Origin of the sequence: Bacillus sp. JKS001846 (assembly GCF_900176455.1) — a bacterium.
Taxonomy (GTDB): domain Bacteria; phylum Bacillota; class Bacilli; order Bacillales; family Bacillaceae_G; genus Bacillus_A; species Bacillus_A cereus.
In genome coordinates, this window is the sequence record NZ_FWYG01000001.1 from 343,936 (window position 1) to 356,007 (window position 12,072).

Here is a 12,072-nt window from a genome sequence, read left to right on the forward strand (position 1 = left end):
TAAAAACGTAAAAGAGGAAGCATCTTAAATGAGATGCTTCCTCTTTTACGTTTAATCTAATACTTTTCCCTTTGTTTCTGGTACACATAGTAGCATTGTAATTAACCCGATTGGGTAGATGATAAAAATCAAGGACAATGCTCCAAGTAGGTTGCCACCTGTAGCGAGTAAGCCAATAATAACAGGCCCAAATCCAGCTAACCCACGTCCTGTACCGAAAATAAAGTTTTCAGCGGTAGAGCGAGCTTCAGCAGGATAGTTTTCAGCTAAAATTGCCCCAAATCCTCCCATCATTCCATTTGCAAAGAATCCAAGCAATGCACTTCCCCATAATAATAATGTTGAATCTGTGAATAAGAAGAAGTAAATGAGACAGTATACTGTACCGCCAATATAATAGATTGCAAAAGTTTTACGGCGACCAATTTTATCAGCTAGAATACCAAAGATTGCAATTCCAATTAGCATACCGATGGTAGAAATGAACATCCAGCCACTTGCTTTTGCTAATGTATAGTTATATTTATTTGCTAAAATAGTGGGCATCCATGTGAAGATTCCGTAATATCCGAAGTTTTGGATAAACGACATAATAATAAGACCAATTGTTGTAATTGTTACTTTTTTATTGGCAAATAACTTTCGAAGTGGGAATTTTTTTATATGTTTTAGTTGTTCTGCTTCAGTAGTTGTTAATTTACCTGTAGATTCTTTTTGCAACAGTTCCTTTTTGTAGCGTTGTTTTTGCTCCCATATTTTCGGTTCACTTAAACTTTTACGGACATAGACAGCTAGTAAAGCTGGAATTAATCCAAATAAGAAAACGGCTCTCCATCCAAAGTGTGGGACAATAAATGCTGGAAGGAGTGAAGCAATCAGTACACCAAATTGCCATCCAAGTGCAACAACAGATGTCGCTTTAGCTCGCATTTCTTTAGACCAGGTTTCTGTTACGATGGCCATTCCGATTCCGAATTCACCACCAACTCCCATTCCAACTAAAAAGCGCAGAATTAATAATTGCCAGTAGTCTGTTGCGAAATAAATGAGTGCGGTTGCTAGTGAAAACAGTAAGATTGTGAAGGCCATTGTACGAATACGGCCAAATAAATCAGCAATAAATCCAAATAAATAAGAACCAATTAACATCCCTATTGTGGTAGCTAATGTTAAGTTTCCACCTTCAACAGGACTTAAGTGAAACTCTTTTAAAATATAGACAAGTACGAAAGATAATAGCAACATATCTAAACCTTCTGCTGCATATCCTAGCGCAGAACCAAATAATGTTTTATATCTTTTCGCTTTTGTCTCCTCTGTTGTTTGTTGTACATCAGTAGTGACGTTCATTATTACTCCTCCTTATTTTCTACAGTCGCTATGGAAGAATAACAAAAGGCCTTCTCACCTGATATGATGAGAAGGCCAAAAAAGCATACGTATCCCCAAAAAAGAACATACGTATATTGTATTCCGACTTCCTTCTCAACCTCACGGGGTTGGGTTAAAGGACTGTATTATATTACTTTATTTTTAGCACTCTTCTATTGTATTGTCAAATAAAGAGGAAGTTATTATGTGTAAAATATTTCGAAAAATATTTCGTTCTTCTTGACGCCGACTTCATTATTTTCCCATAATAAAACTAACTAAATAAAAAGGAATGAATCAAAGATGCTAAATTTAGTACTCATGATGATTGAACGAGTCGGACTTATAGTTATTTTAGGATTTTTACTCTCTCATATTAAAACTTTCAGACGCCTCCTTCATAAACAGGATGGCTATGTAGATAAGCTGAAGCTTATTTGTATTTTTTCGGTATTTACAATTGTAAGCAATTACACTGGGATTGAAATAGCAGGAAATACGATTATGAATGAAAACTGGTTACAAGGTGTTTCTTCGTCAAGTACAATTGCGAATACGCGTATTATGGGTGTCGGTATTAGCGGCTTACTTGGTGGCCCTATCGTAGGGGTTGGAGTAGGATTTATTGCTGGTATTCATCGTTATATGCTTGGTGGTACGACAGCGCTAAGCTGCGCAATCTCTTCTATTTTAGCGGGGATTATAACTGGTTATATTGGATATATTTTCAAAAAATATAATCGTACAATTACTCCTAAGTTTTCAGCAGTTTTAAGTGTTTTTATCGTATCTTTAGAAATGCTAATGATTTTATTAATTATAGAGGATGGAATTAGCGTTGTGAAAACAATAGCGATACCAATGATTCTTGTAAATAGTTTTGGAAGTTTTATTTTACTTTCTATGATACAAGCTATTTTGCGTCAGGAGGAGAATGCAAAGGCACTTCAGACCCATAAAGTATTACGTATTGCAGATAAAACGTTACCGTATTTCCGCCAAGGCTTAACAGAAGAATCATGTAAGCATGTGGCACAAATTATTCACCGTTTTACAGGAACAGATGCGGTATCCTTAACAGATACAGAGAAAATATTAGCTCATGTTGGATTAGCATCAGATCACCATATTCCTTCACATAGTTTAATAACCGGTTTGTCGAAAGAAGTGTTAAACACAGGGAAAATAATGAAAGCGAAATCACGTGAGGTTATTAATTGTCAACATGAAGGCTGCCCTTTGCAAGCGGCGATTGTAATTCCACTAACTTCGCATGGAAATACGATAGGGACATTAAAACTCTATTTCAAAAATCCTAACCAGTTAAGTCGTGTGGAAGAGGAATTAGCAGAAGGGTTAGCAAAAATATTCTCCACGCAGTTAGAGTTAGGAGAAGCTGAGTTGCAAAGTAAATTACTTCAAGATGCGGAGATAAAAGCATTACAAGCGCAAATTAACCCACACTTTTTATTTAATGCGATTAATACAGTATCAGCTTTATGTCGAACAGATGTAGAAAAAGCAAGGAAGTTATTATTACAGCTTAGCGTATATTTCCGTTGTAATTTGCAAGGGGCACGTCAGTTATTGATTCCACTAGAACAAGAATTAAACCATGTACAGGCATACTTATCACTAGAACAAGCAAGGTTCCCAAATAAGTATGAGGTAAAGATGTATATTGAAGATGAGCTAAAGACAACTTTAGTACCACCATTTGTTCTTCAACTATTGGTTGAAAATGCATTGCGACATGCTTTTCCGAAGAAGCAACCAGTATGCGAAGTGGAAGTGCATGTTTTTGAAAAAGAGGGTATGGTTCACTTTGAAGTAAAAGATAATGGACAGGGAATTGAGGAAGAACGTTTAGAACAATTAGGAAAGATGGTAGTTTCGTCAAAGAAAGGGACTGGAACAGCTTTATATAATATTAATGAACGTCTTATTGGGTTATTTGGGAAAGAAACGATGCTTCATATTGAAAGTGAATTAAATAAGGGGACGGAGATTACCTTTATTATTCCAAAAAAAGTAGGGGAGGAAGAGCCGGGTGTTAAAAGTATTAGTAGTTGACGATGAAATGTTAGCACGTGATGAACTAAAGTATTTATTAGAGAGAACGAAAGAAGTTGAGATAATTGGTGAGGCTGATTGTGTGGAAGACGCATTAGAAGAACTAATGCAAAGTAGACCAGATATTGTGTTTTTAGATATTCAATTATCCGATGATAACGGATTTGAAATCGCGAATATATTAAAGAAGATGAAAAATCCACCTGCAATTGTATTTGCTACTGCCTATGATCAATATGCGCTGCAAGCATTTGAAGTAGATGCGTTAGACTACATTTTAAAACCATTTGATGAAGAGCGTATTGTGCAGACATTAAAGAAGTATAAAAAACAAAAACAAGCGCAAATAGAAACGAAGCACGAAATAAAGGGGACAGATGTAACAGCAGAGATGCATAAATTAGCATTACCAATTGAAGAATCAATCGTACTTGTGAATATTGAAGATATTATATATGTAGGGCTTGTAGATGGGAAAGTAACAGTAAAAACAACGAGGGAAACGTATGTAACACATGATACACTTGTAATTTTAGAGAAGAAGTTACCACAAGCAAGCTTCATGCGCGTACACCGTAGCTTTATTGCGAATATTAATCATATTACTGAAATTCAGCCATGGTTTAATTCTACTTATAATTTAATCATGAAAGAAGGATCGAAAGTACCTGTTAGCCGTACATATGCAAAAGAACTCAAGAAGCTGCTTCGTATTTAAGAAGCAGCTTTTGTATTTCATCCTTTTATATTTGTAACTGATTCTGTATATTTGACGTTCTGTTATGTAAACGCTTACTTATACGTTTGTATCCTATACAATAAAGGTACCAAATCGAAAGAGGTGGCCAAAATGAGTACGAAAAAAGTATATAGTTTCTTATCACAAGCATTCATATTCTCAGCTATTATGTTAATTTCTAATATTATTGCAACACATTTACCAATTCCAATGCCTTCATCGGTAATCGGGTTAGTTATTTTATTTAGTCTATTATGTTTAAAAGTTATTAAATTGGAGCAAGTTGAATCACTCGGAACAGCTTTAACAGGTATTATTGGATTCTTATTCGTCCCATCAGGTATTTCAGTTATTAATTCTCTTGGTGTAATGGGGCAATACTTTGTACAAATTTTAACTGTAATTGTTGTAGCAACAGTTATTTTACTTGCTGTAACAGGGTTATTTGCACAATTTATTTTAGGAAAAGATGAAAAAGAAACAGAAGATACAAAAGAATTGAAAGTAGTAAATAAAGGACGCAAGCACGGAAAGGTTGCGTAACCATTGCATTTATATATTGTTAGGAGGTAATGAACATGGGAAGCACAATGACTCCATATTTCGGAATCGTCGTTTCATTAATCGCATACGGAATCGGAACATTATTATTCAAGCATTCAAAAGGGTTCTTCCTATTTACACCATTATTCGTAGCGATGGTATTAGGGATTGTCTTTCTAAAGGTAGGTAACTTTACTTTTGAAGAATATAATACTGGCGGAAAAATGATTAGTTTCTTCTTAGAGCCAGCAACAATTGCATTTGCTATCCCACTCTATAAACAAGTTGATAAGTTGAAAAAATATTGGTGGCAAATTTTATCAGCTATCGTGGTTGGATCTATTTGCTCAGTAATTGTCGTGTTCATTGTTGCAAAAGCAATCGGTTTAGATACAGCAGTAATGAATTCAATGCTACCACAAGCAGCAACAACAGCAATTGCGTTACCAATTTCAGAAAGTATTGGTGGTATTCCAGCAATTACATCGTTTGCAGTTATTTTCAACGCAGTTATCGTATACGCATTAGGAGCATTATTCTTAAAAACATTTAGAGTGAAACATCCGATTGCAAAAGGTTTAGCACTTGGAACAGCGGGTCATGCATTAGGAGTTGCGGTAGGAATTGAAATGGGTGAGGTAGAGGCAGCGATGGCAAGTATTGCTGTAACAGTAGTTGGGGTTGTAACAGTAGTTGTCATCCCAATGTTCATAACATTCATTGGATAGTAAAACTTACTTAAAAAACAAGAAAAGCAAGCTATTTGTAGGACAGATTTCTACTGATAGCTTGCTTTTTATGTTACAGTAGTGGTAAGACCTATTTAAAAAAATATAAGTTTCCTTAAATCTTCATTAATACTATGTAGAATACGTTTTGAATTAGGTCATTGTATTGTAAAATAAGAAGTAAGCTACTATATACCTGTTAAGGTAGGCATATAATGAGTTTATAAAAATCTTAATATGAATGAATAATTAAAAGTAGAAAAGAGAGAGAAATCTACTTATTAACGTTTTAGTTTATAGGACAGGAGAGAGTATTCGTCGATTATGCAAATAAAAAACCTGTTTCAAAGTAAAGGATTTCAGAGGTTACTCGTATTAGTAATACTTGCTCTCGTGTTATACGGGCTGCAAAGTATGTTGAATTTAATATTAATTACGTTTATTCTCACGTATTTAATGGATCGATTCCAAAAGTTTATTTCCCGCAAATTAGATCATTTCATGCCTATTAATCGAAAAATTATTATAGCATTTCTATATGTAATGTTAATTGGTGGAATTGCTATTACGCTATTTAAATATTTACCAGTATTGACGATACAAATTTCACAACTGATTTACCAATTCAATGTATTTTTAAGAAACCCACCAGATAGTGAACTAATTAAGTATGCAGTTAATGCTGTCAATCATATGGAGCTTTCTAAATATGTAGGACAAGGCGTAGACATTTTGTATAAATCGATTACGAATGTTGGTAAATTTGGCCTTCAGGTTTTACTTTCTTTAATTTTGAGTTTGTTTTTCTTATTAGAAAAATCTCGTATTGTTGGTTTTACTGCAAAGTTTAAAGAAAGCAGGCTTGCAATTTTCTATACTGAAATTGAGTACTTCGGAAAGAAATTTGCACGTTCATTTGGAAAGGTAATCGAAGCACAATTTTTAATTGCTATTGTTAACTGTGTTCTTTCAGTTATCGCATTATGGATATTAGGATTCCCGCAATTATTAGGTTTAGCATTAATGATTTTCTTGCTTGGATTAATTCCAGTAGCGGGGGTTATCATTTCGTTATTCCCACTTTGTATGATTGCTTACAATATTGGCGGTATTATGTACGTTGTTTATATTTTAGTTATCGTAACAGTGATTCATGCGCTTGAAAGTTACGTATTAAATCCGAAGTTTATGTCGCAAAAAACAAATTTACCGATTTTCTATACTTTTATGGTATTAATTTTCTCAGAGCACTTCTTAGGTGTATGGGGACTGATTATCGGTATTCCAATCTTTATTTTCTTACTAGATGTTTTAGACGTGACAAGTGATGAAATGGAGAAGGATGTTGGAAAAAATAAAGTGAAGTAAGAAAAAGCATCGATGTTCGATGCTTTTTCTTTTATAACATTATGTTTCTTATGCCATACTGTAAGGAGAATATAGAATAGGGGTGAAGTAATGGCTGTAAATGAAAAGGTAGAGTTAGCTACATTTGCTGGAGGGTGTTTCTGGTGTATGGTTTCTCCATTTGAAGAGATGGAGGGCATTATACAGGTTATTTCAGGTTATACAGGCGGTCATAAAGAGGACCCAACGTATAAAGAAGTGTGCTCAGAAACAACAGGACATTATGAAGCGGTACAAATTACATTTGATGCAAATAAAATGTCGTATGAGGAATTGTTAAATATATATTGGAGACAAATTGATCCGACCGATATTGGAGGACAATTCCACGACCGCGGACAGTCTTATGAAACAGTGATTTTTTATCATAATGAAGAACAACATAAAAAAGCAGAAGCCTCAAAAGAAGAACTTGAGCAGAGTGGGCGCTTTTCAAAACCAATTGCGACAAAAATACTACCAGCAGCTACATTTTATCCAGCTGAAGAATATCACCAAGGATATCATAAGAAAAACACATTCCGCTATGAGTTATATCGTAAAGGCTCAGGACGAGATGCTTTTATTAAGCAACATTGGCCAAAGGATAATGCTCATTTAAAAGAAAAACTCAATGAGATGCAGTTTTATGTAACGCAGGAAAATGGTACAGAACCACCATTTCGAAATGAGTATTGGAACCATAAAGAGGAAGGTCTTTATGTAGACATCGTTTCAGGTGAGCCGCTATTTACTTCTCTAGACAAATTTGATAGTGGATGTGGATGGCCTAGTTTTACAAAACCAGTTATGTCAGCAAGTGTGAAAGAAAAGATGGATGTGAGTCATAATATGACACGTACAGAAGTGAGAAGTAAAGAAGGAGACTCACATCTTGGGCACGTATTTCCAGACGGTCCAGGACCAAATGGCCTTCGTTACTGTATTAATTCCGCAGCTCTTCGATTTATTCCAAAAGAGGAATTAGAGAAAGAAGGCTATGGTGATTTCCTAATCTTGTTTGGATATAAAAAATAACCTCGCAGTTAGCGAGGTTATTTTTTGTTATTTTGTTTTTTTCTTTTTAAATTTGCTTAATACCTCATAAACGATTGGAACAATAAGAAGTGTTAATAACGTTGAACTTGTTAATCCACCAATTACCGTTACACCAAGTCCTTTAGAAATTAAGCCACTACCTTCAAATCCTAATGCAAGCGGGATAAGAGCACCAATTGTTGCAATTGCAGTCATTAAAATTGGACGAAGGCGTGTTGCACCAGCTTCTAATAAAGCTTCACGTGTTGATAGTCCTTCATTTTCTTTATGAATAACGCGGTCGATAAGCACGATTGCGTTTGTTACAACGATACCGATTAACATAAGCGCCCCAATCATTGCAGACACACTTAATGTTTCACCGGAGATTAATAAGGCAACAAGAGCTCCGATAATTGTAAATGGTAGCGAGAATAAAATTGCAAATGGTGCAAGGGCACCGCCAAATGTAACGACAAGAACGAAGTATACAATGGCAATCGCAGCTAACATCGCTAAGCCAAGTTGCTTAAATGATTCTTCAATATCTTTTGTAACGCCGCCCATAGAAACATCTACGCCAGAAGGAAGATCCATTTTATCTACTTCTTTTTGAACAGCGGCAGATGCTTTTGAAACGTCATCAGATGTTAATTTGGCACTAACCTCTGCATAAACACGGCCATCGCGGTGTTTCACTGTATTCGAAGTTTCACCTTCTTTTACAGTCATAACATCTTTCACAGCTACTTCATTACCAAGTGGTGTTGTAATTTTGCGATTTGTTAAGTCATCGATTGTTTCATAATTTTGTTTTTCAGCTTCTACATATACATTGATATCTTTACCGTCTTTTTTAATTGTTGTCAGAACAGGGCGATCATGTTGATTAGAAAGTCCCATTCCAATTTGAGCAGCCGTTAAGCCCATTTTACTCAGCTTTTCTTGATCTGCGACTAAAGTGTACTCTGCATATGTTTTTGCAATACTAGAATCTATATCTTTTAAGTCTTTATTTTTCTTCATGATATTTTGAATATCTTTTACGACAGGCTTAATGTCTTCTGAGCTATCTCCGTAAACGTATAGTTTAATTTCGTTACTACCGCCACTTGCTCCGAAGTCTTGGTTTTTCCATTCGCCTTTGCCAGACATCTTCTGTAAATCTTTAACGACTTGTTCTTTCTCTTTTTCAAAGTTTTTCGTGTCGTTATCATATTGCACGAAGAACATTGCTTGGTTTGATTGACCAGGACTCATTGGATTCTCTCCACCTAATGAGAACTGAATTGTTTTGACGTTTTTATTATCTTGGAAGTGCTTCTCAGCTTTTGTTGCAATTTTTTCAACGTCTTCTAACGTTTGACCTGGTTCAGGATTATATGTTGCAATAATCATTTTTTCTTCTTCAGAAGGTAAGAAACTTACACCGATAACTGGTACAAGTGCAAGACTACCAACCAATAGAAGGACAGCGATACTTGATGTAATAATTTTGTGATTTAAAGCCCATGCAAGTATGCGTTTATACCCATTTGCTAATTTACTTGGTTTTTCTTCATGATGTACTTCTTTTTCCCTCATACTCTCTTTCTTAAATAAAGAGTGAGCTAGCATCGGTACGATTGTAACAGCTACTAGTAATGATGCTAATAAAGCGAAGACGATAGTTAAGGCGAATGGTAAGAACATTTCACCAATCATACCTTTTACTAGTCCAAGTGGTAAAAATACAGCAATTGTTACGATGGTAGAAGACATAATTGGGATAAACATTTCTTTCGTAGCTTCACGAATTAAATCTTTTCCGCGCAATTTCTCTTCTGATAACGACATACGTCGGTAAATATTTTCAATAACAACAATTGAGTCATCGACAACGCGGCCTATAGCAACGGTCATTGCTCCAAGTGTCATAATGTTAAGTGTAATATCCATTTGCTTTATGACTAAAACAGCAATTAATAAAGAAAGTGGTATTGAAACGACAGAGATTAACGTTGTTCGAATATTTCGCAGGAACAGCATAATAATAACGATCGCAAAGATAGCACCGAAAATTGCTTTGCTTAGCATTGTTTCAACTGATTTTTCAATAGGTGCACCTTGGTCGAATGTTGAAATAATCTCTAAATCTTTATATTTTTTCTCAAGATCTTTTACTTTATCTTTTACTGCATTTACAACATCAACTGTATTTGCATCAGAGGCCTTCACAATTTGAATTCCAATTGCTTCTTTTCCATTTGTTCGAGAAATGGATTCTGCTTTCCCAACTTCTTTAATGTCAGCAATTTCTTCTAATGTAACTGTTGGAATCCCGTTCATAGCAGCTGGATTCATTTGCGGCGTTTGTGCACCAGCGCCGGCATTTTGACTACCTTGACCGTTAGGTGAGGAAGGTATAGCTGGGATTTTAAGTTCTTTTAATGCTTTAATCGTTGTAATATTGCCATCTACAACAACTGATTTTTCCGTGTCTTTAAATGTGTATAAGCCAAGTGGTAAAGATACATCCGATCCCTTAATCACATTTTTTACAGTATCTTCACTTAGTCCTAGTTCTTTCATTTTATCTTTCTTGAAGACAAGCTGTACTTCATCTACTTGTTGGCCAGCAATTTGGACAGATGCAACACCATCAAGTCCTTTTAATCCTGGTACAACATTCTTTTCTACATTTTCAGTTAAGGTAGCTAAAGATTCATTCTTGCTTGCTACGCTTAACGAAATAACAGGAAAAGCATTGAAGTTTACTCGTGAAACTTTAGGATCTTTAACACCTTCTGGGAGTTTTACATTTGTGAGAGCTTCTTTAATTTCTGTTTCTGCTTTTTCCATATTTTTGTCAAAATCGTATTCTACTTGAATAGAAGATGCGTTTTGAAAAGATGATGAACTCACAACGTTAACACCGCTTAAATTTTGTAGTTGTTCTTCCATCGGCTTTGAAACTTTATCAGCTACTTCTTCTGGTGTAGCACCAGGATAGACCGTAGTTACTGTCACAATCGGTGTTGTAATATCAGGAATTGTTTCCAGCTTCATATTGAGTCCAGAGTAGATCCCCGCAATAGTAACAATAATGGTTAGTAGCCAAACTGCGAACTTATTTTTTAACGAGAAATTGATGATTTTGTTCATGTTTGCGCTCCCTTTGTATTATATTGACCAACTGGTCAGTCTAATACATAATATAACTGACCGTTCGGTCAATCGTCAATAAAAAGGGATGGTATAATACATTTATAATAAGATGCGAGATTAAATTTAGGAGAGAAGATATGAAAGAAAAAGAGCGTTTAATTATAGAATCGGCTATGAAGTTATTTGCTACTAAGGGTGTAAATGCGACATCAGTGCAGGAAATTGTGACAGCTAGTGGTATATCTAAGGGAGCTTTTTACTTATATTTTAAATCGAAAGATGAGCTTTTATTAGCGACACTTCGATATTATTATGACAAAATCCAAAAGAAAATGCTGGATATTGAACAAGAGTCTTTATTACCACGTGAAAAATTTGCAAAACAATTACATTGTCAGTTTAATGATATACAAAAGCATAAAGAATTTATTATTATGCATGCGAGAGAAAATGCAATTCCGTTTAATAAAGAAGTAGAAGAATTTATGATGCGGATGAAGTTAGAGTCTCATGCATTTTATCGGAATAGTTTATTGTCCATTTATGGTGAAAAGGTTATGCCATATTTATTGGATTTAGTAATTATAGTAGAAGGCATATGCCGTGGTTATTTAGAATTAATTATTTTACAAGCACCAGAAATTGACTTATCGTATGTCGCTGCTTTTATTTTAAAAAGAGTAGATCATTTAGTAGATGGCTTGGTAGAATCTTCGGAAGAACCTATTTTACATGAAGAAAAGCTTGGAGAATTCCTTTGTAAATCAGAGCTTATTAAGGAACAAGTTAAAGAGCATTTTTTAAAAGAAATTATTGTATTTAAGCGTAGTTTAGCTGATCAATTAGAGGATGATGAGTTGTTAGTAACGTTAGATGTTTTAGAGGCGGAAATACGATTGCTTAATCCAAGAATTCCAGTAATTAGAGGTATGTTAGCAAATTTAGAGGCGTATCCGGAATTAAAAGAATTTCGATTACGACTTATAGGATACTACAATATAAAAAATTCTTAATAAAAATAAGTAAAAAACTCCTTGTCTACACAAG

General features: G+C 34.8%; 9 protein-coding genes. 7 read left to right on the plus strand and 2 right to left on the minus strand.

Annotation, left to right across the window (positions count from 1 at the left end; translation table 11 throughout):
* Window positions 1-51: 51 nt before the first annotated feature.
* On the minus strand, window positions 52-1,350 hold the full coding sequence (locus B9A45_RS01975; protein WP_084063825.1) for an MFS transporter: 1,299 nt from the start codon (window positions 1,348-1,350) through the stop codon (window positions 52-54).
* Window positions 1,351-1,674: 324 nt separating this feature from the next.
* Here B9A45_RS01975 and lytS point away from each other — a divergent pair, with 324 nt between their 5' ends.
* From lytS to msrB, 6 genes are all read left to right on the plus strand, one after another.
* Entirely contained in the window at window positions 1,675-3,444 is a 1,770-nt protein-coding gene (gene lytS, locus B9A45_RS01980; RefSeq protein WP_000933590.1) for a two-component system sensor histidine kinase LytS, read from the plus strand.
* Window positions 3,422-4,162 (plus strand): LytR/AlgR family response regulator transcription factor, encoded by a 741-nt coding sequence (locus tag B9A45_RS01985; RefSeq protein ID WP_000921841.1) that lies wholly within the window; start codon window positions 3,422-3,424, stop codon window positions 4,160-4,162. The genes lytS and B9A45_RS01985 overlap by 23 nt, the downstream gene beginning before the upstream one ends.
* Window positions 4,163-4,294: 132 nt before the next feature.
* Window positions 4,295-4,726 (plus strand): antiholin-like murein hydrolase modulator LrgA, encoded by a 432-nt coding sequence (gene lrgA / locus B9A45_RS01990; RefSeq protein WP_000104901.1) that lies wholly within the window; start codon window positions 4,295-4,297, stop codon window positions 4,724-4,726.
* Between the two features lie 35 nt (window positions 4,727-4,761).
* Window positions 4,762-5,454, plus strand: coding sequence for an antiholin-like protein LrgB (lrgB, locus tag B9A45_RS01995; protein WP_084063826.1), 693 nt, complete (start codon window positions 4,762-4,764; stop codon window positions 5,452-5,454).
* A gap of 324 nt (window positions 5,455-5,778) precedes the next feature.
* Window positions 5,779-6,822, plus strand: a complete 1,044-nt coding sequence (locus B9A45_RS02000) for an AI-2E family transporter (RefSeq protein WP_053513752.1) — start codon at window positions 5,779-5,781, stop codon at window positions 6,820-6,822.
* Window positions 6,823-6,912: 90 nt separating this feature from the next.
* Window positions 6,913-7,878 (plus strand): peptide-methionine (R)-S-oxide reductase MsrB, encoded by a 966-nt coding sequence (gene msrB / locus B9A45_RS02005; protein ID WP_084063827.1) that lies wholly within the window; start codon window positions 6,913-6,915, stop codon window positions 7,876-7,878.
* Window positions 7,879-7,905: 27 nt separating this feature from the next.
* On the opposite strand, the gene B9A45_RS02010 is transcribed toward msrB, so the two are convergent.
* A complete protein-coding gene (locus B9A45_RS02010; RefSeq protein WP_084063828.1) occupies window positions 7,906-11,022 on the minus strand; it encodes an efflux RND transporter permease subunit in 3,117 nt (1,038 codons plus the stop codon).
* Window positions 11,023-11,162: 140 nt separating this feature from the next.
* Here B9A45_RS02010 and B9A45_RS02015 point away from each other — a divergent pair, with 140 nt between their 5' ends.
* On the plus strand, window positions 11,163-12,038 hold the full coding sequence (locus B9A45_RS02015) for a TetR/AcrR family transcriptional regulator (RefSeq protein ID WP_000659645.1): 876 nt from the start codon (window positions 11,163-11,165) through the stop codon (window positions 12,036-12,038).
* Window positions 12,039-12,072: the final 34 nt, after the last annotated feature.

Excerpts from the sequence above, each read along its gene's own strand:
- B9A45_RS02000 (WP_053513752.1), top strand. The coding sequence starts at position 5,779 with ATGCAAATAAAAAACCTGTTTCAAAGTAAAGGATTTCAGAGGTTACTC.
- B9A45_RS02015 (WP_000659645.1), top strand. The coding sequence starts at position 11,163 with ATGAAAGAAAAAGAGCGTTTAATTATAGAATCGGCTATGAAGTTATTT.
- msrB (WP_084063827.1), top strand. The coding sequence starts at position 6,913 with ATGGCTGTAAATGAAAAGGTAGAGTTAGCTACATTTGCTGGAGGGTGT.
- lrgB (WP_084063826.1), top strand. The coding sequence starts at position 4,762 with ATGGGAAGCACAATGACTCCATATTTCGGAATCGTCGTTTCATTAATC.
- lrgA (WP_000104901.1), top strand. The coding sequence starts at position 4,295 with ATGAGTACGAAAAAAGTATATAGTTTCTTATCACAAGCATTCATATTC.
- B9A45_RS01975 (WP_084063825.1), bottom strand. The coding sequence starts at position 1,350 with ATGAACGTCACTACTGATGTACAACAAACAACAGAGGAGACAAAAGCG.
- B9A45_RS02010 (WP_084063828.1), bottom strand. The coding sequence starts at position 11,022 with ATGAACAAAATCATCAATTTCTCGTTAAAAAATAAGTTCGCAGTTTGG.
- lytS (WP_000933590.1), top strand. The coding sequence starts at position 1,675 with ATGCTAAATTTAGTACTCATGATGATTGAACGAGTCGGACTTATAGTT.